This is a genomic window from Streptomyces sp. SLBN-31 (genome assembly GCF_006715395.1).
Classification (GTDB): domain Bacteria; phylum Actinomycetota; class Actinomycetes; order Streptomycetales; family Streptomycetaceae; genus Streptomyces.
This window is the reverse complement of sequence record NZ_VFNC01000002.1, coordinates 3,178,780-3,203,486: the sequence shown is the minus strand read 5'-3', so window position 1 is coordinate 3,203,486 and position 24,707 is coordinate 3,178,780. Positions and strand designations below refer to the sequence as shown.

At 71.7% G+C, this 24,707-nt stretch carries 18 protein-coding genes; 13 read left to right on the top strand and 5 right to left on the bottom strand.

The window, feature by feature from the left end; translation table 11 throughout:
• The first annotated feature begins 281 nt into the window (after positions 1-281).
• The 4 genes from FBY22_RS34565 to holA all read left to right on the top strand — a co-directional run bounded on the left by FBY22_RS34565 (position 282) and on the right by holA (position 4,856).
• Positions 282-2,711: a ComEC/Rec2 family competence protein gene (locus FBY22_RS34565; RefSeq protein WP_313905471.1), complete on the top strand. Its 2,430-nt coding sequence runs from the start codon at positions 282-284 to the stop codon at positions 2,709-2,711.
• 4 nt (positions 2,712-2,715) lie between these two features.
• Positions 2,716-3,513, top strand: coding sequence for an arylamine N-acetyltransferase (locus tag FBY22_RS34560; RefSeq protein WP_142151909.1), 798 nt, complete (start codon positions 2,716-2,718; stop codon positions 3,511-3,513).
• Between the two features lie 29 nt (positions 3,514-3,542).
• A complete protein-coding gene (locus FBY22_RS34555) occupies positions 3,543-3,788 on the top strand; it encodes a hypothetical protein (protein ID WP_142151908.1) in 246 nt (81 codons plus the stop codon).
• A gap of 78 nt (positions 3,789-3,866) precedes the next feature.
• The gene (holA, locus tag FBY22_RS34550; protein ID WP_186363028.1) at positions 3,867-4,856 is read left to right on the top strand and encodes a DNA polymerase III subunit delta; all 990 of its coding nucleotides are present in this window, start codon (positions 3,867-3,869) and stop codon (positions 4,854-4,856) included.
• Positions 4,857-5,270: 414 nt separating this feature from the next.
• Here the strand turns inward: holA and rpsT are convergent, their stop codons facing one another.
• Entirely contained in the window at positions 5,271-5,537 is a 267-nt protein-coding gene (gene rpsT, locus FBY22_RS34545; RefSeq protein ID WP_015660447.1) for a 30S ribosomal protein S20, read from the bottom strand.
• A 222-nt stretch (positions 5,538-5,759) separates the two neighbouring features.
• On the opposite strand from rpsT, the gene lepA reads away from it, so the two are divergent.
• Positions 5,760-7,628, top strand: a complete 1,869-nt coding sequence (lepA, locus tag FBY22_RS34540) for a translation elongation factor 4 (protein ID WP_142151906.1) — start codon at positions 5,760-5,762, stop codon at positions 7,626-7,628.
• Between the two features lie 279 nt (positions 7,629-7,907).
• Positions 7,908-9,782 (top strand): long-chain fatty acid--CoA ligase, encoded by a 1,875-nt coding sequence (locus tag FBY22_RS34535; RefSeq protein WP_142151905.1) that lies wholly within the window; start codon positions 7,908-7,910, stop codon positions 9,780-9,782.
• 237 nt (positions 9,783-10,019) lie between these two features.
• On the opposite strand, the gene FBY22_RS34530 is transcribed toward FBY22_RS34535, so the two are convergent.
• Positions 10,020-10,574 (bottom strand): two-component system response regulator, encoded by a 555-nt coding sequence (locus FBY22_RS34530; RefSeq protein ID WP_142151904.1) that lies wholly within the window; start codon positions 10,572-10,574, stop codon positions 10,020-10,022.
• Between the two features lie 12 nt (positions 10,575-10,586).
• Positions 10,587-14,759, bottom strand: coding sequence for a HAMP domain-containing protein (locus tag FBY22_RS34525; protein WP_174267333.1), 4,173 nt, complete (start codon positions 14,757-14,759; stop codon positions 10,587-10,589).
• A gap of 102 nt (positions 14,760-14,861) precedes the next feature.
• On the opposite strand from FBY22_RS34525, the gene FBY22_RS34520 reads away from it, so the two are divergent.
• Together FBY22_RS34520 and hemW are read left to right on the top strand one after the other, a co-directional pair.
• Positions 14,862-16,778, top strand: coding sequence for a SpoIIE family protein phosphatase (locus tag FBY22_RS34520; RefSeq protein WP_142151903.1), 1,917 nt, complete (start codon positions 14,862-14,864; stop codon positions 16,776-16,778).
• A gap of 31 nt (positions 16,779-16,809) precedes the next feature.
• On the top strand, positions 16,810-18,042 hold the full coding sequence (gene hemW / locus FBY22_RS34515; RefSeq protein WP_142151902.1) for a radical SAM family heme chaperone HemW: 1,233 nt from the start codon (positions 16,810-16,812) through the stop codon (positions 18,040-18,042).
• A gap of 12 nt (positions 18,043-18,054) precedes the next feature.
• Here the strand turns inward: hemW and FBY22_RS34510 are convergent, their stop codons facing one another.
• On the bottom strand, positions 18,055-18,864 hold the full coding sequence (locus FBY22_RS34510; RefSeq protein ID WP_142151901.1) for a DUF3097 domain-containing protein: 810 nt from the start codon (positions 18,862-18,864) through the stop codon (positions 18,055-18,057).
• Between the two features lie 31 nt (positions 18,865-18,895).
• Positions 18,896-19,627, bottom strand: a complete 732-nt coding sequence (locus FBY22_RS34505) for an MBL fold metallo-hydrolase (RefSeq protein WP_142151900.1) — start codon at positions 19,625-19,627, stop codon at positions 18,896-18,898.
• Between the two features lie 150 nt (positions 19,628-19,777).
• Between FBY22_RS34505 and hrcA the strand changes: the two genes are divergently transcribed.
• The 5 genes from hrcA to FBY22_RS34480 all read left to right on the top strand — a co-directional run bounded on the left by hrcA (position 19,778) and on the right by FBY22_RS34480 (position 24,664).
• Positions 19,778-20,794, top strand: coding sequence for a heat-inducible transcriptional repressor HrcA (hrcA, locus tag FBY22_RS34500; protein ID WP_142151899.1), 1,017 nt, complete (start codon positions 19,778-19,780; stop codon positions 20,792-20,794).
• A complete protein-coding gene (gene dnaJ, locus FBY22_RS34495; RefSeq protein ID WP_142151898.1) occupies positions 20,795-21,931 on the top strand; it encodes a molecular chaperone DnaJ in 1,137 nt (378 codons plus the stop codon).
• Between the two features lie 237 nt (positions 21,932-22,168).
• The gene (locus FBY22_RS34490) at positions 22,169-23,245 is read left to right on the top strand and encodes a nitronate monooxygenase (protein WP_142151897.1); all 1,077 of its coding nucleotides are present in this window, start codon (positions 22,169-22,171) and stop codon (positions 23,243-23,245) included.
• Positions 23,242-23,994, top strand: coding sequence for a 16S rRNA (uracil(1498)-N(3))-methyltransferase (locus FBY22_RS34485; RefSeq protein WP_142151896.1), 753 nt, complete (start codon positions 23,242-23,244; stop codon positions 23,992-23,994). Before FBY22_RS34490 ends, FBY22_RS34485 begins: the two co-directional genes overlap by 4 nt.
• Before the next feature lie 106 nt (positions 23,995-24,100).
• On the top strand, positions 24,101-24,664 hold the full coding sequence (locus FBY22_RS34480) for a hypothetical protein (protein WP_174267332.1): 564 nt from the start codon (positions 24,101-24,103) through the stop codon (positions 24,662-24,664).
• Positions 24,665-24,707: the final 43 nt, after the last annotated feature.

The window sequence follows — 24,707 nt, the reverse complement described above, 5'->3', positions numbered from 1 at the left end:
CTGATCGGCCGGACGAGCTTGGGCCGGGTGATGGCCGCACTGACCGCACGGCGGAGGTTCCTCCGCGCGGCCGCCGTGCTGAACGCCCGGAGGATGTCCCTCGGGCCGACCGCCGCAGTGACCGCCCGGACGATGGCCCTCGGCACGACCGCCGCACCGTCCGCCCGGACGACGCCCCACCTCGCGACCGCCACCCTCACCGCCCAGCCGTCCACAGCACCTCCGGGAAGCGCCTCGGAGCCGCTCACCCTCGGCAGGAGGGGCCGACGGATCTGCGGCTCGTGCCGCCCGCGCTCGCGGTCTGGGTGACGGCGGCGCTCATGCTGGACGCGAGCCCCGGGTGGGTCGCGGGTGCAGCCGTCGGCTGTCTGAGCGCGGCGGTGCTACTGCTGGGGGCGCGACGGGGGAGAGTGCGCGCCGGGCCGGCCGTGAAGGGGGCGTGGCCGCGGGTCTCGGTCGCCGCCGTGCTGCTCTGCGTCGCCGCGGCCGCCGTGTCCGCCGGGCTGCACGGAGCCGATGTGCGACGCGGGCCCGTGCCCGAGCTGGCCCGGCGGTACGCCATGGTGACCGCCGAGGTCGAGGTGACCTCCGATCCACGGCTGACCCGGCCCCGGATCAGAGGGGATCACGCCGCCCCGACCTCCGTCCTGGTGGAGGGCGAGGTGCGACAGGTGTGGGAGGGCGACGGGGCGGCGGTGGTGACGCGGACGCCGGTGCTGGTGATCGTCGCCGCGGGGGCGCCCGGCGGCGTGGGGCCCGCCTCCGGGGACCGGTCGCGGTCGCCCTGGCTGGAGTTGCTGCCCTCCACACGGGTGCGTGTCGAGGCGCGGATGGCTCCACCGCTGCTGGGCGGGGACCGGGTCGCGGGGGTGCTGCGGGTGCGGGGGAGGGCCGCGCCGGAGGTGGTGGGCGGACCTTCGGGAGCGCAGAGCTTCGCGGGCCGGTTACGGGCCGGGCTGCGGGAGGCGACCGACGGGTTACCGGCGAACGCGCGGGCGCTGCTGCCCGGCCTGGTCGTCGGGGACACCTCGCGCATCACACCGGAGCTGGACGAGGCGTTCAAGGAGACCGACCTGGCGCACACCCTCGCCGTGTCCGGGAGCAACCTCACGATCATCCTCGCCCTGCTCATCGGGCCGCCAGGCATGGCGCAACTGGTGGAGCGGCGGGGGCTCGCACCCCGGCTGGGCATCCCGCTGCGGGCGACCGCGGTGCTCGGCGGGGCCCTCACCCTCGGGTTCGTGGTCGTATGCAGACCGGATCCGAGCGTGCTGCGAGCCGCGGCCTGCGGGGTGGTGGTGCTCCTGTCCCTGGCGACCGGGCGCCGCAGATCCCTGATCCCGGCGCTGGCGACGGCGGTACTGCTGCTGGTGCTCTACGACCCCTGGCTGGCCCGCAGTTACGGCTTCCTGCTCTCGGTGCTGGCAACCGGCGCGCTGCTCACGCTCGCACCGCGGTGGAGCGAGGCGCTGCGGCGGCACCGGGTTCCGCCACGGCTGGCCGAAGGGCTCGCCGCGGCGGCCGCGGCGCAGGCGCTGTGCGCGCCGGTCGTCGCCGTGCTGTCGGCGCGGGTGAGCCTGGTGGCGGTGCCGTGCAACCTGCTGGCGGAGGTCGCGGTGGCGCCGGCCACGGTCCTGGGCTTCGCGGCGCTGGCGACGGCGCCGGTGGTGTTGCCGGTGGCCAAGATGCTCGCGTGGGTGGCGGGTTGGCCGGCGGGGTGGATCGCGGAGATCGCCCGGACCGGGGCGGCGTTGCCGGGCGGGGGAGTGGACTGGCCGGGAAGTTGGGCGGGGGCGCTGTTGCTCGCCCTGGTCACGGTGGCCGTGCTGCTGATCGGCCGACGGCTGCTCCGGCATCCCTGGCTGTGCGGGGCCTGCCTGACACTGCTCGTGCTGGTGGTCGTGCAGCCTCCGCCGCTGACCAGGGTGATCACGGGGTGGCCGCCGCCGGGCTGGCGGTTCGCGGTGTGCGATGTGGGTCAGGGCGATGCGACCGTACTCGCGGCAGGGCCGGGCAGCGGGGTGGTCGTGGACGCCGGGCCGGACCCCGAGCTCGTCGACCACTGCCTGCGCGAGCTGGGGATCACGAGGATTCCGCTCGTCGTGCTCACCCACTTCCACGCCGATCATGTGGCCGGACTGGCCGGAGTGCTGCGGGGGCGTTCCGTCGGGGCGATCGAGACGACGGGCCTTGAGGAGCCCGCGGACCAGGTCGCGTTAGTGCGCGGGCAGGCGGCGGCGCGGCACATTCCGGTCACCCGTGCGGTCGCCGGGGAACAGCGGCGCACCGGCGCGCTGTCCTGGCAGGTGCTGTGGCCCCCGGCGGAAGTGGCACCGGAGGAGGACGGGCCGAACGACGCCAGCGTGGCCATGCTCGTCCGCTCGGCGGGTCTGCGGCTGCTCCTCCTCGGGGATCTCGAACCGCCGGCCCAGCAGGCCCTGTTGAGGTCCCCCCAGGGTGCGCTGCTGGGCGGCGTGGACGTCCTGAAGGTCGCCCATCACGGTTCCGCCTACCAGGACCCGGAACTGATACGTCGGGTGGCGCCGCGGGTCGCGTTGATCAGCTGCGGGGAGGACAACCCGTACGGGCATCCCGCCCCCGGAACCGTGGCGGCGCTGCGGGCACTGGGCGCCGTGGTGCTGCGCACCGACCGGGACGGGGCGCTCGCCGTCGCGGACACGGGCGGGCGGCTGAGCGTGGCGCGAGACTGAGGGCATGAATGCCTCACAGGTCGATGCCTACCTCCGCCGGCTGGGAGTGGAGCACCCGGAGCCCCCCGCCGACGCCACCGCCACGGCCGCCGCGCTGCGCGCACTCCAACTGCGCCATCTGCGGACCGTGCCCTTCGAGAACCTCTCCGTCCACCTGGGCGAGGAGATCGTGCTGGAGGAGGAACGGCTGTGGGACAAGGTGGTCGGCGCGCGGCGGGGCGGCTTCTGCTACGAACTCAACGGGGCCTTCGCGGCGTTGCTGGGCGCGCTGGGGTTCGAGGTCACGCTGCTCGCGGCGCGGGTGCACGGGGGCGAGGGGCGGCTGGGGATCCCGTACGACCATCTCGCGCTGGGGGTACGGACGGTGGACGGGAGCGAGTGGCTGGCCGACGTCGGGTTCGGGGCGTTCAGTCACTTCCCGCTGGCGTTCGGGGAGAGGGGTGAGCAGGAGGATCCCGGTGGGGTGTTCCGGATCGTGGAGAGGGGGCCGGATCTGGACGTCGTCATGAACGGTGAACCGCAGTACCGGCTGGAGACGCGGCCGCGTGAGCTCGGTGACTTCGTGGCCGGGGCGTGGTGGCACAGCACTTCGCCGGCCTCCCACTTCGTGCGGTCACTGGTGTGCTCCAGGGTGACGGAGGACGGAGGGCGGATCACCCTCGGCGGGCGCACGTTGAAGGTGACCGGAGGCGACGGGCGGCGCGACGAGCGCGAGTTGGGCACGGACGAGGAGGTGCTCGCGGTGTACCGGGAGACGTTCGGGATCGAGCTGGGTCGTGTGCCGGTTGTGCGTGAGGACTGAGGTCCGGTCGGGTGGCCGAGAATGGGCGGGTGAGCGATGTGAGACATGTGCTGGTGCTGCCCGACCGGGACGCCGCCGAGGAGGCGGCCGAGGCGTTGGGGGAGCGGTTCGGGGTCAGGGAGGAGCCGCAGCTCGTGCGGGACGCGCTGGCCGGTGAGGACGACGCCGAGGACGCGCAGTGGCTGCTCGTCCTGCGGGACGAGGAGGGACGGCTGGACCCCGGGGAGCTGGACGCGTTCGCGGGGGAGTGGGAGGGGTGGCGGGAGGAGCCGTAGCCTCCCCGAGCCTTGGCCTCGGCCGTGGGGCGGACCTGTGAGGGGGTGTTGTCAGTGGTGCGTGCCATGCTTGGCGCGATGGCCAAGAAGACTGCGAATGACGACCCTCTCGCCCCGGTGACGCTTGCCGTGGGCCAGGAGGACCTGCTGCTCGACCGGGCCGTGCAGGAGGTGGTGGCCGCCGCCAGGGCCGCCGACGCCGACACGGACGTCCGTGACCTGAGCCCGGACCAGTTGCAGCCCGGCACACTCGCCGAGCTGACCAGCCCGTCGCTCTTCGCGGAGCGCAAGGTCGTGGTCGTACGCAACGCGCAGGATCTCTCGGCCGACACGGTCAAGGACGTGAAGGCCTACCTCGGGGCGCCGGCCGAGGAGATCACCCTGGTGCTGCTGCACGCGGGCGGAGCCAAGGGCAAGGGGCTTCTCGACGCCGCCCGGAAGGTCGGGGCACGGGAGGTCGCCTGTCCGAAGATGACCAAGCCGGCGGATCGGCTGGCCTTCGTGCGCGGGGAGTTCCGGACGGCCGGGAGGTCCGCGACACCCGAGGCCTGTCAGGCGCTCGTCGATTCCGTCGGGAGCGATCTGCGGGAGCTGGCCTCGGCGGTGTCCCAGCTGGTCGCCGACGTCGAGGGGACCATCGACGAGGCGGTCGTGGGGCGGTACTACACCGGCCGGGCGGAGGCGTCGAGCTTCACCGTCGCCGACCGGGCCGTCGAGGGGCGGGCGGCGGAGGCGCTGGAGGCGCTGCGGTGGTCGCTGGCCACCGGGGTGGCGCCGGTGTTGATCACCAGTGCGCTGGCGCAGGGAGTGCGGGCGATCGGCAAGCTGTCGTCGGCGCGTGGGGGGCGGCCGGCGGACCTGGCGCGGGAGCTGGGGATGCCGCCGTGGAAGATCGACCGGGTGCGGCAGCAGATGCGGGGGTGGACGCCGGACGGGGTCGCCGTCGCCCTGCGGGCGGTGGCGGAGGCGGACGCGGGAGTGAAGGGCGGGGGGGACGATCCCGAGTACGCGCTGGAAAAGGCCGTGGTGACGATCGCGCGGGCTGCGCGGTCGCGAGGGAGGGGGTGAGGTCGCGTTTTTCGGTGCCCTTGCCGGGGGCTGGGCGCCGTTGCCGGGGGTTCTGCCCCCAGGCCCACCTTCGGCCCTGAAGGGGCCTCGTCATCAAAGCCGGACGGGCTGGGATGTGCCGACCGGCACGACCGGCACGACCGGCACGACCGGCACGACCGGCACGACCGGCACGACCGGCACCACCTGGTCCTGCCCCTCCCAGAAAGACGAAGACCCCGCCCCCTCCGCCCGCAACGAACAAAGACCCCGTCCCACCCTGGGGAAGGGCGGGGACCGGGGTCCTCGGTTCGAGATGGCGAGCCTGTACCCGCGTGGCGAACGCAGGCCGCGTACAGGCTCTGGGTGCCGGACGGGAGCGGATGAGAGAGGGCCCGCTCTGGGTCCCTCCGGCGGTCAGATCAAAGGAAGGTGTCAGCCCTTGAGGGACGCGACCTTGGAAGCGAGCGCCGACTTCTTGTTGGCGGCCTGGTTCTTGTGGATGACGCCCTTCGAGACGGCCTTGTCGAGCTGACGCGCGGCAGCGCGCTGGTACTCGGTGGCCTTCTCGACGTCACCCGCGGCAGCGGCCTCACGGGCCTTGCGGATCGCGGTCTTCAGGGAGGACTTGACGGCCTTGTTGCGCAGCCGGGCCTTCTCGTTGGTCTTGATCCGCTTGATCTGGGACTTGATGTTCGCCACTGATTGAGCCTTTTCAGGTTCAGGCACGGGACCGCACGGGACCCGGGCCAGGTGATTTTCTGAGGTGCGCCTCGCGCTGAGAGGGCATGAGGCACAGCCACCCAGGCTACCAGTGGCCCGGCCGACGGCCCAAAACGGTCCCCGGTCGCCCGCCGTGGGACCATGGAGCCTACGTATCGATCCGACCCGAGGCATAAGGCGCCTCAAGAGACAGGACCCTGCGTGCCCGCGACCCCTAACAATGTGCCCGAGCCGAGCCGTACCGACCCGGCTCTGATCCGCAATTTCTGCATCATCGCGCACATCGACCACGGCAAGTCCACGCTCGCCGACCGGATGCTCCAGCTGACCGGCGTCGTCGAGCAGCGCCAGATGCGTGCCCAGTACCTCGACCGCATGGACATCGAGCGCGAGCGCGGCATCACGATCAAGTCCCAGGCGGTGCGGTTGCCGTGGGCCCCGACCCACGACAAGAGCAACACGCACATCCTCAACATGATCGACACCCCGGGGCACGTCGACTTCACCTACGAGGTCTCGCGGTCGCTCGCCGCCTGCGAGGGGACCATCCTCCTCGTCGACGCCGCTCAGGGCATCGAGGCGCAGACCCTCGCCAACCTCTACCTGGCGATGGAGAACGACCTCACGATCATCCCCGTGCTCAACAAGATCGACCTGCCGGCCGCGCAGCCCGAGAAGTTCGCCGAGGAGCTGGCCAACCTGGTCGGCTGCGACCCCGCCGACGTGCTCAGGGTCTCCGCCAAGACCGGTGTCGGCGTAGACGCGCTGCTCGACAAGGTGGTCAGGGAGATCCCGGCGCCGGTCGGCGTCGCGGACGCCCCCGCCCGCGCGATGATCTTCGACTCGGTCTACGACTCCTACCGCGGCGTCGTGACGTACGTCCGTGTCATCGACGGCCAGCTCAACAAGCGCGAGCGCATCAAGATGATGTCGACCGGCGCCACCCACGAGCTGCTGGAGATCGGGACGAACTCGCCGGAGATGCTGGCCGCGGACGGCCTCGGCGTGGGCGAGGTGGGCTACCTCATCACCGGTGTGAAGGACGTGCGGCAGTCCAAGGTCGGTGACACCGTCACCAGCCAGCAGAAGGGGGCCACCGAGGCGCTCGGCGGCTACAAGGACCCCAAGCCCATGGTCTTCTCGGGGCTGTATCCGCTGGACGGTTCCGACTACCCGGAGCTGCGCGAGGCCCTCGACAAGCTCCAGCTGAACGACGCCGCGCTCGTCTACGAGCCGGAGACCTCGGCCGCGCTGGGCTTCGGCTTCCGCGTCGGCTTCCTGGGCCTGCTGCACCTGGACGTGATCCGGGAGCGGCTGGAGCGCGAGTTCGGGCTCGATCTCATCGCGACCGCGCCGAACGTGGTCTACCGGGTCGTGATGGAGGACGGCAGCGAGCACACCGTCACCAACCCGAGCGAGTTCCCCGAGGGGAAGATCAACGAGGTGTACGAGCCCGTCGTACGGGCCACGATCCTCGCGCCGACCGAGTTCATCGGTTCGATCATGGAGCTGTGCCAGACCCGGCGCGGCACCCTCCTCGGCATGGACTACCTGTCCGAGGACCGCGTGGAGATCCGCTACACGCTGCCGCTCGCGGAGATCGTCTTCGACTTCTTCGACCAGCTGAAGTCGAAGACCCGCGGTTACGCCTCGCTGGACTACGAGCCCACGGGCGAGCAGACCTCCAGCCTGGTCAAGGTCGACATCCTGCTGCACGGCGACAAGGTGGACGCCTTCTCCGCGATCACGCACAAGGACGCCGCCTACGCCTACGGTGTGCGGCTCGTCGCCAAGCTGCGCGAACTCATCCCGCGGCAGGCCTTCGAGGTGCCCATCCAGGCCGCCATCGGCTCCCGGGTCATCGCCCGCGAGACCATCCGCGCCATCCGCAAGGACGTCCTCGCCAAGTGCTACGGCGGTGACATCTCCCGTAAGCGGAAGCTGCTGGAGAAGCAGAAGGAGGGCAAGAAGCGGATGAAGATGGTGGGTTCCGTGGAGGTTCCGCAGGAGGCCTTCATCGCCGTGCTGAGCAGCGATGACAGCGCGGGGTCGGCCAAGAGCAAGAAGTAACCTCGGGTAACCGAGGCTCACGTCCGCAAACCGGGCACAACGGGGGCCCGTCGTGCGAAAGCGTGACGGGCCCCTACGCGTGCGTAGGGTCGCTCTCTGTAGGAAGTGACAGGCCGTCGCCCCTTACGAACCGGCCGGTCGGGCTCTACCCTGATCTCTGCTCGATGGTTACTCGCGAGTTAAACAACGGCCCGCGAGCGAGCCAGCCGTAGTCAGACCGCCGCAGTCAATACCGCCGCTTTTGAGCCAGCCGCACAGTCGCGGGCCCCGGAGGATGTCGTGAGCGACACACAGACACTGATCGAGAACCGTCCGCCGAGCGTGGCGAACCTCTTCCTGGAGCGCGCCGCGGCCACCCCGGACGCCGAGGCCTACCGCTATCCCGTGCCGCCGGCCGCGGGCCAGGGCCCGGACGAGTGGAAGTCGTTGACCTGGGCCGAGGCGGCCGAGCGGGTGTACGCGATGGCCGCCGGCCTCATCGAGCTGGGCGTCCAGCCCGAGCAGCGTGTGGCGCTCGCCGCCTCCACGCGGGTCGAGTGGCTCCTCGCCGACCTCGGCATCATGTGTGCCGGCGCGGCGACCACCACGGTGTACCCGCAGACCAACGCCGACGAGTCGGCGTTCATCCTGTCGGACTCCGAGAGCCGGGTGCTGATCGCCGAGGACGCGGCCCAGCTCGCCAAGGCCGTGGAGAAGCGCGCCGAGCTGCCCGCCCTCACGCACGTCGTCGTGATCGACGCGGCGGGTGTGGAGACCGGTGACTGGATCCTGACCCTCGCCGAGCTGGAGGCCCGGGGCGCCGCCCGGCTGGAGAAGGACCCCGACCTGATCAGGGAGCGGGTCGGTTCGATCACCAAGGACCAGCTCGCGACGCTGATCTACACCTCCGGCACCACCGGTCGCCCCAAGGGTGTGCGGCTCGCGCACGACAGCTGGTCGTACATGGCGAAGGCGATCGCCGCGACCGGGCTGGTCAGCAGCGAGGACGTGCAGTACCTGTGGCTGCCGCTCGCGCACGTCTTCGGCAAGGTGCTCACCTCCGGGCAGATCGAGGTCGGTCACGTCACCGCGGTGGACGGCCGCGTCGACAAGATCATCGAGAACTTGCCGGTCGTGCAGCCAACGTACATGGCAGCCGTGCCGCGGATCTTCGAGAAGGTCTACAACGGGGTCGCCGCGAAGGCCCGTGCGGGCGGCGGTGCCAAGTACAAGATCTTCCAGTGGGCCGCGGAGGTCGCCCGCGAGTACGCGAAGGTCGCCCAGGACAACTTCCGCCGTACCGGGACGGCGTCGGTGCCGTTCGCGCTCGGTGCGAAGCACAAGGCGGCCGACGCGCTGGTGTACGCCAAGATCCGGGAGGCGTTCGGCGGAAACCTGCGGGCCTGCGTCTCCGGTTCGGCGGCGCTCGCGCCCGAGATCGGCTACTTCTTCTCCGGCGCCGGCATCCACATCCTGGAGGGCTACGGCCTCACCGAGTCCTCGGCGGCCTCCTTCGTCAACCCCGGCGAGGCCTACCGCACCGGCACGGTCGGCAAGCCGCTGCCCGGCACCGAGGTGCGCATCGCGGACGACGGCGAGATCCTGCTGCGCAGCCCCGGCATCATGCAGGGCTACAACGGGCTGCCCGAGAAGACCGCCGAGGTGCTGGAGCCCGACGGCTGGTTCCACACCGGCGACATCGGCGAGCTCTCGCCCGACGGTTACCTGCGCATCACCGACCGCAAGAAGGACCTCATCAAGACCTCCGGCGGCAAGTACATCGCGCCCGCCGAGGTCGAGGGACAGTTCAAGGCGGTGTGCCCGTACGTGTCCAACATCCTGGTGCACGGGGCCGACCGGAACTTCTGCACGGCGCTGATCGCGCTGGACGAGCCGTCCATCCTGGAGTGGGCCAAGGAGAACGGCCTGGAGGGCAGGTCCTACGCCGACGTCGTCGCCGCGCCGGCCACGGTCGCCATGGTCGAGGGCTACGTCAAGGAACTCAACGCGGGCCTGCAGAAGTGGCAGACCATCAAGAAGTTCCGGCTCCTGCCGCGCGACCTCGACGTCGAGCACGGCGAGATCACCCCGAGCCTGAAACTGAAGCGACCGGTGGTGGAACGCGAGTACAAGCACCTGATCGACGAGATGTACGCGGGCACGCGCGAGGCGTAGGACCGTGCCGCGCGGGTGTGTCGTGGGAGTCGGCGGCGCCCGCGCCCTCTGCTGGGGGTGCGGGGGTCGTCCCCCGCGGTGATGCAGCCAAGCACCTGATCGACGAGATGTACGCGGGCACACGCGAGGCGTAGGTGGTGTACGTGGGTGCCCGCGAGGCGTAGGCGTTGTATGCGGGGACCCGCGAGGCGTAGGGATTCGCGTCCCCTGGTCGCGAGGCGTGGGCCTCGGGGCCCGTCACAGCGGGTGGCCGGGGGGTAGCAGGCGGCGCAAGTCCCGGACCTGGGCGTGCAGGCGTTCCAGGTCCGGGGGCTGCTCTCCGGTGAACTGCTCCTCCAACTCCGCCAGCCGGTGGCCGAGTTCTCCGTGCAGCCGCTCCAGTTGCTGGTTCTTGCGGTGCAGGTCCAGGAAGACGCTGACCTTGGCCCGTAGCACCCAGGGGTCGAACGGCTTGGTCAGGTAGTCCGCCGCCCCGGTGGCGTAGCCTCGGAAGGCGTAGCCGGAGTCGTCGTCGGCGCCGGTCAGGAAGATGATCGGGACGTCCTTGGTCTGGTCGAGCCGTTTGATGTTGGCGGCCGTCTCGAAGCCGTCCATGCCCGGCATCCGGACGTCGAGCAGGACCAGGGCGAACTGTTGCCGCAGCAGCGCCTTCATCGCCTCCTCGCCGGAACGGGCCCGTACGAGCGGCTCGTTGAGGGACCCCAGGACGGCCTCCAGTGCGATCAGGTTGTCCTCCATGTCGTCGACGAGGAGGATGCTGGCGCGCTCGTAGGTCGGTGCCTCAAGCCTCATGGTGACTGTGCCTCATTCGGTTTCGGGCGTCGGTGTCGCCGCCGCCTCCTCGACGTCCGTCTGTTCCGCGGCCCCCGCGCCCTCCGGATCCAGCAGGCCGCAGACGACGGTAAGCAACTGGTCGACGTCCACCGGCTTGGGTACGTAGTCGTTCGCGCCCCGCGCGATGGACTTCTCGCGGTCGCCGGGCATCGCCTTCGCGGTGAGCGCGACGATCGGCAGGCCGGTCCAGCGCGGGGCGCGGCGGATGGCGGAGATCGTCTCGTAGCCGTCCATCTCCGGCATCATGATGTCCATCAGGACGAGTTCGACGTCCGGGTTGCGTTCCAGGGTCTCGATGCCCTCGCGGCCGTTCTCTGCGTACAGCACCGGCATGCCGACGCGGCCGAGGACATGGGTGAGGGCGAAGACGTTGCGGATGTCGTCGTCGACGATCAGCACCCGCCGTCCCGGCAGGACCTGACCGGCCCGGCCCGACTTCCAGGCCTCCAGCTTGGTGGGGGCCGGCCAGGAGTCGTCCACGTCGTGCGTGGCCGTGTACGGCTCGGCCGACAGCTGCTCGGGCACCGGCAGCGGGCGGTCCTCGGCGACCGGTCCGGTGGCCGGGTGGCCCGGGCTGACGACGGGGACGTAGAGCGTGAAGGTGGAGCCCTTGCCCGGTTCGCTCTCGGCGACGATGCGGCCGCCCAGCAGGCCCGCGATCTCCCGGCTGATGGACAGGCCGAGGCCGGTGCCGCCGTACTTGCGGTTGGTGGTGCCGTCGGCCTGCTGGAACGCCTCGAAGATCACCGGGAGTTTCTCCGGTGCGATGCCGATACCGGTGTCGGAGACGGCGAAGGCGATCACCTGGTCGCTGCCCTGGACTCCCCCACTCTCGGCTTCGCTCGAGCGGGGGGACCCCCCTCGGTGCTCGGGGTCCTGCACCCTGTTGACCCGCAGCTCCACCCGGCCGTTCGCGGTGAACTTGATCGCGTTGGAGAGCAGGTTGCGCAGGATCTGCTGCAGGCGCTGCTCGTCCGAGTACATCTCGCGCGGCACGTCCTCGCCGACCGCCACCTCGAAGGCGAGCCCGCGGTCCAGGGTGAGCGGGCGGAAGGTGGCGTGCACGTAGTCGAGGAGCTTGATCAGCGGGAGCTTCTTCGGGCGTACGTCCATCCGGCCGGCCTCGATCTTCGACAGGTCCAGGATGTCGTTGATCAGTTGCAGCAGGTCGGAGCCGGAGCGGTGGATCGTCGACGCGAACTGCACCTCCTGGTCCGAGAGATGACCGTCGGGGTTGTCCGACAGCAGGCGGGCCAGGATCAGCAGGGAGTTCAGCGGCGTCCGCAGCTCGTGCGACATGTTCGCCAGGAACTCCGACTTGTACTGCGAGCTGGTGGCCAGTAGGGCCGCCTTCTCCTCCAGTTCGGCGTTCGAGCGCTGCAACTCGGCCTGCTGCTTCTGCAGTTCGTCGGAGCGTTCCTGCAACTGCATCGCCAGCCGCTGCGACTGGCCGAGCAGGGACTCGGTGCGGGAGTTGGCGATGATGGTGTTGATCGCGACGCCGATGGTGTTCACGAACTGGTCGAAGAACGCCAGGTGGACGTCGGAGAAGCGGGAGAACGAGGCGAGTTCGATCACGCCGAGGAGCTTGTCCTCGAAGAGGATCGGGATGATCACGACGCTGGTCGGGGCCGCCTCGCCGAGACCGCTGTTGATCTTGATGTAGTCCGGCGGGGCCTCCTCGACCAGGATCCGCTTCTTCTCCCGGGCCGCCTGCCTGACCAGGCCGTGCACCGGCAGGCCACCGGTCTCGACGGTCGCCCCCTGCGCCGAGCCGTATCCCGCGATGAACGCCAGCCCCTTCGCGGGGACGGTGGTGCGGATCGAGGCTCCGTCCTCGTCCGGGTCGGCCAGGAAGAACGCCCCGTACTGGGCGTTCACCAGCGGCGTCAGCTCCCGCAGGATCAGGTCGGCGACCTCCATCAGGTCCCGGTGGCCCTGCATCAGGGCCGCGAGGCGGGCCAGGTTGGACTCCAGCCAGTCCTTGGCGCGGGTCGTCTCGCGGAGGTTGGCCACCATCAGGTTGATGTTGTCCTTGAGCTCGGCGACCTCGCCCTGGGTCTCCACGGTGATCGAGCGGGACATGTCGCCCTGGGCCACCGCGGAGGCCACCTCGGCGATCGCGCGGACCTGGGTGGTCAGGTTCGACGCCAGTTCGTTCACGTTGGTCGTCAGGCGCTTCCAGGTGCCGTACACGCCCTCCACCCGTGCCTGGCCGCCGAGTTGGCCCTCCGAGCCGACCTCGCGGGCGACGCGGGTGACCTCCGAGGAGAAGGAGGAGAGCGTGTCGACCATGGTGTTGATGGCGGTCTTCAGCTCCAGGATCTCTCCGCGCGCGTCCACGTCGATCTTCTTCGACAGGTCGCCGTTGGCCACCGCGGTCGTCACCTGGGCGATGTTGCGCACCTGCGAAGTCAGGTTGTCCGCCATGTAGTTGACGTTGTCGGTCAGATCCCGCCAGACGCCGGACACCCCCAGCACCTGGGCGCGCCCGCCCAGCCGGCCGTCCGTGCCGACCTCGCGGGCCACACGGGTCACCTCGTCGGCGAAGGCGCGCAGCTGCTCCACCATCGTGTTGACGGTGTCCTTCAGCTCCAGGATCTCTCCGCGCGCGTCGACGGTGATCTTCTTCGACAGGTCGCCGTTGGCGACGGCGGTCGTCACCTGGGCGATGTTGCGGACCTGCGAAGTCAGGTTCAGCGCCATGAAGTTGACGTTGTCGGTGAGGTCCTTCCAGACGCCCGAGACGCCCCGCACCTGCGCCTGGCCGCCGAGGTTGCCCTCGGTGCCGACCTCGCGGGCGACGCGGGTGACCTCGTCGGCGAAGGCGGAGAGCTGGTCCACCATCGTGTTGATCGTCGACTTCAGCTCCAGGATCTCGCCCTTCGCCTCCACCGTGATCTTCTTGCCGAGGTCGCCCTGCGCGACGGCCGTCGACACCAGGGCGATGTTGCGCACCTGCGAAGTCAGATTGTCCGCCATGAAGTTGACGTTGTCGGTGAGGTCCTTCCAGACGCCCGAGACGCCCCGCACCTGCGCACGGCCGCCGAGGTTGCCCTCGGTGCCGACCTCGCGGGCGACGCGGGTGACCTCGTCGGCGAAGGCGGAGAGCTGGTCGACCATGGTGTTGATCGTCGACTTCAGCTCCAGGATCTCGCCCTTCGCGTCCACGGTGATCTTCTGCGACAGGTCGCCGTTGGCCACGGCGGTCGTCACCTGGGCGATGTTGCGGACCTGCGAAGTGAGGTTCGACGCCATGAAGTTGACGTTGTCGGTGAGGTCCTTCCAGACCCCGGATACCCCGCGCACCTGGGCCCGGCCGCCCAGCTGGCCCTCCGTGCCCACTTCGCGGGCGACGCGGGTGACCTCGTCGGCGAACGCGGAGAGCTGGTCCACCATCGTGTTCACGGTGAGCTTCAGTTCCAGCAGCTCGCCGGTCGCCTCGACCGTCACCGTACGGGTCAGGTCGCCGCGCGCCACCGCCGTCGTCACCAGGGCGATGTCCCGCACCTGAGCGGTCAGCCGGGCCGCCATCGTGTTGACCGCCTCGGTCACGTCCCGCCAACTCCCGGACAGACCCTGTACCTTGGCCCGCCCGCCGAGCCGCCCTTCGGTGCCCACCTCGCGCGCGACCCGGGTCACCTCGCCGGTGAACAGCGACAGCTGGTCGACCATCTTGTTCACGGCCCGGCCCAGCCGCCGCAGGTCACCCCTGAGCTGGCGGTTGCCGTCGTGCAGGTCGACCCGCTGCGTCAGATCTCCCCCGGCCACCGCGTCCAGCACCCGGGTCGCGTTCGCCGCCGGGGCCACCAGGGCGTCCAGCAGCTGGTTGACGTCGGTGACCCGGGCGGCCCAGGCACCCTGTCCCGGGCTCGCCGACAGCCGCTCGTCGAGCCGCCCGTGCCGCACCAGCTCCCGCTTGACCCGCTGCACCTCCCGGTTGAAGTGCATGTTCCGGTCGGCGATCTGGTTGAAGACGGCGGTCAGTTCGGCCACCATGCCGTGCCCCGTCTCGGGCACTTTCGTGAAGTCGCCGTCCCGGGCCGCCGTCATCGCCGCGAGCAGCGGGCGCAGCTCCGATGCTCGGACTTGTTCCGGTTTCTGTCCGTCTTCGAGCGTACGCATAGCACTGTTCTCACTCATGGCGGCCCACTTCGGTAACTCGGCGCTTATGGGCGTGGTCAGTCTGTCACTCTGTCCGCATCGACCGAGGCGTATTCGTCCGAACTGCTCGGGGAGCTGGACATGGGGGCCGTTCCGATCCAACGGAAGACCGCTGCCCGTGCCCTCGACGTGCCCGCGCACGAGGAGGCGCGCGAACACGCGGGCGCGCGGGCGCACGCCACCCTGCCCGGGAGCTCGGTCGCGCCCGCATCCGCCCGCGCGCTCCTGCGCGCCGCCTTCGCCCAGTGGACGGAGGCCGAACTGCCCGGCGCCGACCGCCTCGCCGGCCGGCTCGCCGAGGACGCGCTGCTCGTCGTCAGCGAGCTCGTCACCAACGCCGTCGTGCACGCCGGCACCGACGTCCACGTGATCTGCCGGCTGGAGGAGACGGCCGGCACCCTCCTCGTCGAGGTCCGCGACCAGCACCCCTCCCGGCCGCCCCGCGGCACGGACACCGAACCCTCGCTCGGGTCGCACGAGTACGGCCGCGGACTGCGCCTGGTCGCCGAGCTCGCCGAGTCCTGGGGCGTCACCTACAGCAGGGGCGCCAAGACCGTGTGGGCGCGGCTGCCGGCCGAGGAGGGCGCGAGCGCCGACGAGGGCGCGGGCGGCGCGGTGGAGTACGGCCTCGACGTCACAGAATTCCTCGCCCCCGAGCCGCAGCAGGCCGACCGCGACTCGGACTGGCTCAACCGGGGCGCCCTGTCCTTCCTCGCCGAGGCCTCCGACCTGCTCGCCGGGCAGCTCGACGAGAACCTGGTCGCCGCCCTCACCGGCCAGCTGATCGTGCCGCGGCTCGCCGACTGGTGCGCCGTATGGCTGGAGGACGAGGTGATGGGCCGCTGGGAGACGCTCGACCCCGGTCCGCCGCCGCACGGAGGCGCCGGCACCGGGCCGCGGCTGGCCCGGGTCTGGCACGGCAGCGAGAACCGCATCGAGGAGCTGCGCCGGGTCCTGGAGAAGGACCCGCCGCTCCCGCCCGGAGCCCTGCAGTCGGGGCCCGTCGCCCACCCCTGGCCGGCCGGGGCGCTCGACCCGCGCGACGCCCACGGCGCGGCGCTCGCCTACCGCCTGATCGCCGGCGGCCGCCCGCTCGGCACCCTGGTCATCGGCCGCGCCGGACTGCTGCGCTTCCCCGACGAGGTCACCGGGCTCGTCGAGGACCTGAGCCGCCGCGTGGCGCTGGCCATCGGCGCGGCCCGCCAGTACGCCCGCCAGGCCACCATCAGCAAGGTCCTGCAGCGCGGCCTGCTGCCCGCCGCCGTCGCCGAGATCCCCGGCGTGCGCAGCGCCCTCGTCTACGAGCCGTGCGACAAGGGCGGCCCCAGCGGCGACTTCTACGACCTCTTCCCGGCCGGCGACGGCCGCTGGGCCTTCGCCGTCGGGGACGTCCAGGGCAAGGGGCCGGAGGCCGCCGTCGTCATCGGCCTCGCCCGCCCCTGGCTGCGGCTGCTGGCCCGCGAGGGATACGGCGTCGCCGGCGTCCTCGACCGCCTCAACCGGCTCCTCCTCGACGACGCGACCGAGGCCGCGGACGCGGCGGCCCGTGCCCTGGTCCAGCCGGTCGGCCCCGCCGACGGCCCGCAGACCCGCTTCCTGTCCCTCCTCTACGGCGAGCTGACGCCCTTCGACGGCGGCGTCCGCTGCACCCTCGCCTCCGCCGGCCACCCGCTGCCGCTGCTGCTCGGAGCCGACGGGGACGTCCGTACGGCCGCCCGGCCGCAGACCCTCCTCGGCGTCGTCGAGGACGAGACGTACAGCAGCGAGAGCTTCGCGCTGCGCCCCGGCGACAGCCTCCTGTGCGTCACCGACGGCGTCACCGAGCGCCGCTCCGGCTCCGCCCAGTTCGACGACGCCGACGGCCTCGCCTCCGCCCTGGCCGGCTGCGCGGGCCTGAGCGCCCAGCTGATCGCGGAGCGCATCAGACGCCTGGTGCACGAGTTCGGCGGACGGCCGCCCGAGGACGACCTGGCGCTGCTGGTGCTGCAGGCGGAGTGAGCAGCCGCGGCGGTACGGGACAATGGAAGGCATGCCTTCCGCACTCCCCGACGGCGAGCCGGTCCCCGCCGACGGCGCACTGCCCGCGTCCGCACTCGCCGGGGCCGCCACCCGCCCCCTCGGCTTCTATCTGCACGTCCCGTACTGCGCGACCCGCTGCGGCTACTGCGACTTCAACACCTACACCGCCACCGAGCTGCGCGGCACCGGCGGTGTCCTGGCCTCCCGCGACAACTACGCGGACACCCTGATCGACGAGATCCGCCTGGCCCGCAAGGTCCTGGGCGACGACCCGCGGCAGGTCCGCACGGTCTTCGTCGGCGGCGGCACCCCGACGCTGCTGGCCGCGGACGACCTCGTACGGATGCTCGGCGCGATCCGCGACGAGTTCGGACTGGCGGCGGACGCCGAGGTCACCACGGAGGCCAACCCCGAGTCGGTCGGCCCCGCCTACCTGGCCGCCCTCCGCGAGGGCGGCTTCAACCGGATCTCCTTCGGCATGCAGAGCGCGCGGCAGCACGTGCTGAAGGTCCTGGACCGCACCCACACACCCGGCCGCCCCGAGGCGTGCGTCGCGGAGGCCAGGGCCGCGGGCTTCGAGCACGTCAACCTGGACCTGATCTACGGCACCCCGGGCGAGTCGGACGACGACTGGCGGGCCTCGCTCCAGGCGGCGATCGGCGCCGGCCCGGACCACGTGTCGGCGTACGCCCTGATCGTCGAGGAGGGCACGCAGCTGGCCCGCCGGATCCGGCGGGGCGAGATCCCGATGACCGACGACGACGTCCACGCGGACCGGTACCTGATCGCCGAGGACGTCCTGTCGGGCGCGGGCTTCGACTGGTACGAGGTCTCCAACTGGGCGACCGCTGACGGCGCCCGCTGCCTGCACAACGAGCTGTACTGGCGCGGCGCCGACTGGTGGGGCGCGGGCCCCGGGGCGCACTCGCACGTCGGCGGGGTGCGCTGGTGGAACGTGAAGCACCCCGGCGCCTACGCGGCGGCCCTGGCGGCGGGCAGGTCCCCGGGGGCCGGCCGCGAGGTGCTGTCGGAGGAGGACCGGCGGGTGGAGCGCGTCCTGCTGGAGCTGCGCCTGCGCGACGGCGCGCCCCTGGAGCTGCTGAGGCCGGCAGGGCTCGCGGCGGCGCGCCGGGCCCTGACCGACGGACTGCTGCGGCAGGGCACGTACGAGGAGGGCCGGGCCGCGCTGACCCTGCGGGGGCGGCTGCTGGCGGACGCGGTGGTCAGGGACCTGGTCGACTGACCGCCGCCCGGGTCACTGCGGAGCGGTGACGAAGTCGATCAGTTCCTCCACGCGGCCCAGCAGCTCCGGCTCCAGGTCCTTGTAGGAGCCCACCCGCTTCAGGATCGCCTGCCACACGGCACCCGTGTTCTCCGACGGCCAGCCCAGCGCCCGGCACACCCCCGTCTTCCAGTCCTGGCCGTGCGGGACGCGCGGCCACGCCTCGATGCCCAGGGACGACGGCTTCACCGCCTCCCAGATGTCGATGTAGGGGTGCCCGACGACCAGCGCGTGCTCGCTGCTCACCTGCTGGGCGATCCGCCACTCCTTCGTGCCCGGCACCAGGTGGTCCACCAGGACGCCCAGCCGGGCGTCCGGTCCCGGCGCGAACTCGGCCACGATCGACGGCAGGTCGTCCACGCCCTCCAGGTACTCCACGACGACGCCCTCGATCCGCAGGTCGTCGCCCCAGACCTTCTCCACCAGCTCGGCGTCGTGCCGGCCCTCGACGTAGATCCGCCCGGCGCGGGCCACGCGCGCGCGTGCGCCGGGGACGGCGACCGAGCCGGACGCCGTCCGCGTGGGCCGTACCGGAGCGCCGCCCGCCGGACGGACGAGCGTCACCACGCGGCCCTCCAGCAGGAACCCGCGCGGCTCCATCGGGAACACCCGGTGCTTGCCGAAGCGGTCCTCCAGGGTCACCGTGCCCGCCTCGCAGCGGATCACCGCGCCGCAGAAACCGGTCCCCGCCTCCTCGACCACCAGACCGGGCTCCGCCGGGACCTCGGCGACGGGCTTGGGCTTCTTCCACGGCGGGGTCAGGTCCGGAGAGTACTGGCGCATTCGAACGACGATAGGAGAAGCGTCCCGACGATCACCGCGACACGCCGAAACGCGCTGCCAGCGCGTCCCGCTGCGCCCGGACGAACCCCGCGTCCACCACCGCTCCGTGACCGGGCACGTACAACGCGTCCTCGCCTCCCAGGTCGAGCAGGCGGTCGAGGGCAGCGGGCCAGTGGGACGGTACGGCGTCGGGACCCGCCTGCGGCTCGCCGGACTCCTCGACCAGGTCGCCGCAGAAGACGACCTCGGGGGAGCCGGGCACCAGGACGGCGAGGTCGCGGGCTGTGTGGCCGGGCCCCACGTTCGCCAGCAGCACCTGCCGGTCGCCGCCCAGGTCCAGGGTCCACTCGCCGGAGACGTGATGCCGGGGCGGGGCCAGGGAGTCCACCGCCTCGTCGGCCACGCGCGCGTCCAGCCCGTTGCGCACCGCGTCCTCGCGCAGCGCCTCGCGCGCGTGCCGGGCGCCGAGCAGCGCGTCCATGCCCACCGCGCCGTACACCTCCGCGCCCGCGAACGCCGCCGCACCGAGAACATGGTCGAAATGCGGGTGGGTCAGCGCGAGATGGGTCACACGCTGACCGGCCAGTTCCACGGCCTGCGAACGCAGCAGCGCGCCCTGCGCGAGGCTCGACCCCGCGTCGATCACCAGGGCCGCGCCGTCCCCGACGACCAGCCCCGCCGTGCAGTCCCAGCCGGGCAGCCGGCACCGCCCGACCCCGGCCGCCAGCCGCTCCCACCCGAGCTCTTCCCAAGTCACCGTCATACGGCGACGCTAGCCGCAGGAGCCGGTGGGGCGGGACCGACCTTGCCCTGGTGGTACCCGACCGCCGTACACTGGGCCGGGGAGTGCTGGCACTCGGACGGACAGAGTGCCAGGCCAGGCAACAGGGGACGACATCTGGAGGTGTGCGCGATGCTGAGTGAACGACGGCTCCAGGTACTGCGCGCCATCGTCCAGGACTATGTCGGCACGGAGGAGCCGGTCGGGTCCAAGGCCCTGACCGAGCGGCACAACCTCGGTGTTTCCCCGGCCACGGTCCGCAACGACATGGCGGCCCTGGAGGACGAGGGGTACATCGCCCAGCCGCACACCAGCGCCGGGCGCATCCCGACCGACAAGGGCTACCGCCTGTTCGTCGACAAGCTCGCCGGCGTCAAGCCGATGACCGCGCCCGAGCGGCGCGCGATTCAGAACTTCCTCGACGGCGCCGTCGACCTGGACGACGTGGTGGCCCGCACCGTGCGGCTGCTCGCGCAGCTGACGCGGCAGGTCGCCGTCGTGCAGTATCCGTCGCTGACCCGCTCGACCGTGCGGCACGTGGAGCTGCTCTCGCTCGCCCCCGCGCGCGTGATGCTCGTGCTGATCACGGACACCGGGCGGGTGGAGCAGCGGATGGTCGACTGCCCGGCGCCCTTCGGGGAGGCCTCGCTCGCGGACCTGCGGGCGCGGCTGAACAGCAGGGTCGCGGGACGCCGGTTCACGGACGTGCCGCGGCTGGTCGAGGACCTGCCCGAGGGTTTCGACGTGGAGGACCGGGGCACCGTCTCGACAGTGCTTTCCACCCTCCTCGAAACCCTCGTCGAGGAGAACGAGGAGCGGCTGATGATCGGCGGAACCGCCAATCTGACCCGCTTCGGACATGACTTCCCCCTCACCATCCGGCCCGTGCTCGAGGCGCTGGAGGAGCAGGTCGTGCTCCTCAAGTTGCTTGGCGAGGCCGGGGATTCGGGCATGACCGTACGCATCGGTCATGAGAACGCCTACGAGGGACTCAACTCCACGTCCGTGGTCTCGGTCGGCTACGGTTCGGGCGGCGAGGCAGTCGCCAAGCTCGGCGTGGTCGGACCGACCCGCATGGATTACCCGGGAACGATGGGAGCGGTACGCGCAGTGGCACGGTACGTCGGACAGATCCTGGCGGAGTCGTAAGTGGCCACGGACTACTACGCCGTTCTCGGCGTGCGCCGCGACGCGTCGCAGGAAGAGATCAAGAAGGCCTTCCGGCGGCTCGCACGCGAGCTGCACCCGGACGTCAACCCCGATCCGAAGACCCAGGAGCGGTTCAAGGAGATCAACGCCGCCTACGAGGTGCTGTCGGACCCGCAGAAGAAGCAGGTCTACGACCTCGGCGGCGACCCGCTCTCACAGGCGGGCGGCGGTGGCGCGGGCGGCTTCGGCGCCGGCGGCTTCGGGAACTTCTCGGACATCATGGACGCCTTCTTCGGTACGGCGTCCCAGCGCGGTCCTCGCTCGCGCACCCGGCGCGGCCAGGACGCGATGATCCGGCTGGAGATCGAGCTGGACGAGGCGGCCTTCGGCACGACCAAGGACATCCAGGTCGACACGGCCATCGTCTGCAACACCTGCAACGGCGAGGGGGCGGCCCCCGGCACCTCCGCGCAGACGTGCGACATGTGCCGCGGCCGCGGTGAGGTCTCGCAGGTGACCCGGTCCTTCCTGGGCCAGGTCATGACCTCCCGGCCCTGCCCGCAGTGCCAGGGCTTCGGCACGGTCGTGCCGACGCCGTGCCCGGAGTGCGCCGGCGACGGCCGCATCCGCTCGCGTCGCACGCTGACGGTCAAGATCCCCGCCGGCGTGGACAACGGCACCCGCATCCAGCTCGCGGGCGAGGGCGAGGTCGGTCCGGGCGGTGGCCCGGCCGGTGACCTGTACGTCGAGATCCACGAGCTGCCGCACTCCACCTTCCAACGGCGCGGCGACGATCTGCACTGCACGGTGACGATCCCGATGACGGCGGCGTCCCTCGGCACCAAGGTGCCGCTGGAGACGCTGGACGGCATGGAGGAGGTCGACATCCGGCCCGGCACCCAGTCCGGCCAGTCGATCCCGCTGCACGGCCGGGGCGTCACGCATCTGCGCGGCGGCGGCCGGGGCGACCTCGTCGTCCACGTCGAGGTCCAGACCCCGAACAAGCTCGACCCCGAGCAGGAGCGGCTGCTGCGCGAGCTGGCCAAGCTGCGCGGCGAGGAGCGCCCGCAGGGGCAGTTCCAACCGGGGCAGCAGGGGCTGTTCTCGCGGCTGAAGGACGCGTTCAACGGTCGCTGAGCCGGGGGTGGGGGTCGCTCGCCGTGGCCGGGGGCCCGCGGCCCCCGGATCCCCGCTTCGGCCCTGAACGGGCCTCGTCCTCAACCGCCGGACGGGCTGGAATCGCGCGGGCCGGCGCCACGGCGAAGCCCTGGGCCGGCCCCCGTCTCGTAGCGACGGACCAGCCGTGATGCGGCCCCGTGCGCCAAGGGGACGGCCCGATTCGGACTTGTTCGGGGGACGTGACAACATGCGGGCATGTCCTCCGCGCTGACCGATCTCTTCCCACACCCGATCGTGCAGGCCCCCATGGCGGGTGGCGTTTCCGTACCGCATCTCGCGCAGGCCGTGTCCGAGGCCGGAGGGCTGGGGTTCCTGGCCGCCGGGTACAAGACCGCCGACGGCATGTACCAGGAGATCAAACAGCTCCGTGGACTGACCAAGCGCCCCTTCGGCGTCAACCTCTTCATGCCGCAGCCCGACCACACCGACCGGTCCGCCGTCGAGGTCTACGCCCACCAGCTGGCCGGCGAGGCCGCCTGGTACGAGACCGAGCTGGGCGACCCCGACAGCGGCCGGGACGACGGCTACGACGCCAAACTCGCCGTCCTGCTCGACAACCCGGTGCCGGTGGTGTCGTTCCACTTCGGCGTGCCGAGCCAGGAGGTCATCGACTCGCTGCACCGCCTCGGCACCTACACCCTCGTCACCGCGACCACCGCCGAGGAGGCCCTCGCCGTCGAGCGGGCCGGCGCCGACGCGGTGATCGCGCAGGGCGTGGAGGCCGGCGGCCACCAGGGCAGCCACCGCGACCTCCCCGAGAACGACGGCTCCGGCATCGGCCTGCTCTCCCTCGTCGCGCAGGTCCGCGAGACCGTGGGCCTGCCGATCGTCGCCGCCGGCGGCATCATGCGCGGCAGCCAGATCGCCGCCGTCCTCGCGGCGGGCGCGACCGCGGCCCAGCTCGGCACCGCGTTCCTCGCCACCCCCGAGTCCGGTGCGGCCGCTGTCCACAAGCAGGCCCTGACCAACCCCTTGTTCGTGCGTACGGAACTGACCCGCGCCTTCTCCGGCCGCCCCGCCCGCGGCCTGGTCAACCGCTTCCTGCGCGAGCACGGCCCGTACGCCCCCGCCGCCTACCCCGCCGTCCACCACCTCACCGCGCCGCTGCGCAAGAAGGCCGCCGCGGGCGGGGACGCGCAGGGCATGGCGCTGTGGGCCGGGCAGGGCCACCGCATGGCGCGCGAGATGCCCGCCGGACAGCTGGTGGAGGTCCTGGCCGCCGAACTCGACGCGGCCCGGACAGCGTTGTCGGACAAGGGAGGACTGCGATGACCGCGCCGGTGTTCGTCGTCGACTCGCTGGAGGGCGTCGGCCCCGGCTCGGTCGTGGAGGTGGAGGGGCCCGAGGGGCGGCACGCGGTGTCGGTACGGCGGCTGCAGGCCGGCGAGGACGTGGTGCTGACCGACGGCAGGGGCCGCGGGGCGGCCGGAGTCGTCCTCAGCGTCTTCGGCAAGGACCGTCTCGTCGTCGAGCCCTTCGAGTTCCCGGTGGAACCCGAGCCGTCCCCGCGGATCACCGTCGTCCAGGCCCTGCCCAAGGGCGACCGCGGCGAACTGGCGGTCGAGACGATGACCGAGACCGGCGTGGACGCCGTCGTCCCCTGGTCGGCCGCCCGTTGCATCACCCAGTGGAAGGGCGAGCGGGGACTGAAGGCCCTCGCCAAGTGGCGGGCCACCGCCCGCGAGGCCGGCAAGCAGTCCCGTCGGCTGCGCTTCCCGGAGGTCGCGGACGCGGCGACGAGCAAGCAGGTTGCGGCACTTCTCGCCAAAGCCGACTTCGCCGCCGTACTGCACGAGGACCGGGACTACGGCAGCGAGCCGCTGGCGACCGCCGAACTGCCCGCCCAGGGCGAGATCCTGCTGGTCGTCGGGCCCGAAGGAGGCGTCTCCCCGGAGGAGTTGGCGCTCTTCGAGGAGGCGGGAGCGAAGGCGTACCGGCTCGGGCGCAGCGTGCTGCGCACCTCGACGGCGGGCACCGCGGCCACCGCCCTGCTCCTCGGCCGCACCGGCCGCTGGTCGTGACACCGGCCGGGTAGGACCTGCGCTCGTGGGGAACGGGGCGCGGGGGGCGCTTTCGTGGCCGTATGCGCTCTACCGCGCGACCGCTGTCAGTGGCAGGCTGCCCTCCATGGGGGCGTTGAGGCGGAACTGGCGGCGGCCGCGGGGACGGCGGGTGGCGGCTGTGGCGGGGTTTGCCCTGCTGGCCTTCGGCGGGGTCGTGGCCTGTGATCCGGCCGGGCTCAGCGCCGCGTCCGTGGCCTACACGACCGACCAGACGGCGACGGCGGAGCTCAAGCGGCAGCACGTGAACGTCCAGTGGCTCAGCTGTACGGCCAACTACGGCGACAACAACAAGAACTCCACCTCCGGCAGTTCGATGCCCTCGGCGAGCGAGACCACCGTCGCCGACGTCGACTGCCAGGGGCAGACCAAGGACGGCAAGGAGATCACCGTCACCGGAAAGGTCACGCGCGCCGTCGACGGCGCCTGTGTGCGCGGCGATCTCACCGCCAAGGTCGGCGGCAAGACCTGGTTCCACGTCAGCGGACTGGGCAACTGCACCTCCACGCCGTCGCCCATCGCCAACAACCCCGGGGGCGGCAACCGGCCCGGCCCGACGGTCACCGTGACCGTCACCCGGACCATCTGGTGCAAGGGCGACCCGAAGTGCTGGCCGGTCCAGGGCAAGTGATCCAAACCCCTGTCCCGCGACGGTGCGGCTGCCTAGAGTGATC

What these genes read in the sequence shown, in the direction of transcription:
- FBY22_RS34480 (WP_174267332.1), top strand. Translation starts at nt 24,101, where the DNA reads ATGGGGGCGTTGAGGCGGAACTGGCGGCGGCCGCGGGGACGGCGGGTG.
- FBY22_RS34490 (WP_142151897.1), top strand. Translation starts at nt 22,169, where the DNA reads ATGTCCTCCGCGCTGACCGATCTCTTCCCACACCCGATCGTGCAGGCC.
- FBY22_RS34520 (WP_142151903.1), top strand. Translation starts at nt 14,862, where the DNA reads ATGGGGGCCGTTCCGATCCAACGGAAGACCGCTGCCCGTGCCCTCGAC.
- hrcA (WP_142151899.1), top strand. Translation starts at nt 19,778, where the DNA reads ATGCTGAGTGAACGACGGCTCCAGGTACTGCGCGCCATCGTCCAGGAC.
- hemW (WP_142151902.1), top strand. Translation starts at nt 16,810, where the DNA reads ATGCCTTCCGCACTCCCCGACGGCGAGCCGGTCCCCGCCGACGGCGCA.
- FBY22_RS34505 (WP_142151900.1), bottom strand. Translation starts at nt 19,627, where the DNA reads ATGACGGTGACTTGGGAAGAGCTCGGGTGGGAGCGGCTGGCGGCCGGG.
- FBY22_RS34510 (WP_142151901.1), bottom strand. Translation starts at nt 18,864, where the DNA reads ATGCGCCAGTACTCTCCGGACCTGACCCCGCCGTGGAAGAAGCCCAAG.
- FBY22_RS34525 (WP_174267333.1), bottom strand. Translation starts at nt 14,759, where the DNA reads ATGAGTGAGAACAGTGCTATGCGTACGCTCGAAGACGGACAGAAACCG.
- FBY22_RS34560 (WP_142151909.1), top strand. Translation starts at nt 2,716, where the DNA reads ATGAATGCCTCACAGGTCGATGCCTACCTCCGCCGGCTGGGAGTGGAG.
- FBY22_RS34485 (WP_142151896.1), top strand. Translation starts at nt 23,242, where the DNA reads ATGACCGCGCCGGTGTTCGTCGTCGACTCGCTGGAGGGCGTCGGCCCC.
- holA (WP_186363028.1), top strand. Translation starts at nt 3,867, where the DNA reads ATGGCCAAGAAGACTGCGAATGACGACCCTCTCGCCCCGGTGACGCTT.
- FBY22_RS34530 (WP_142151904.1), bottom strand. Translation starts at nt 10,574, where the DNA reads ATGAGGCTTGAGGCACCGACCTACGAGCGCGCCAGCATCCTCCTCGTC.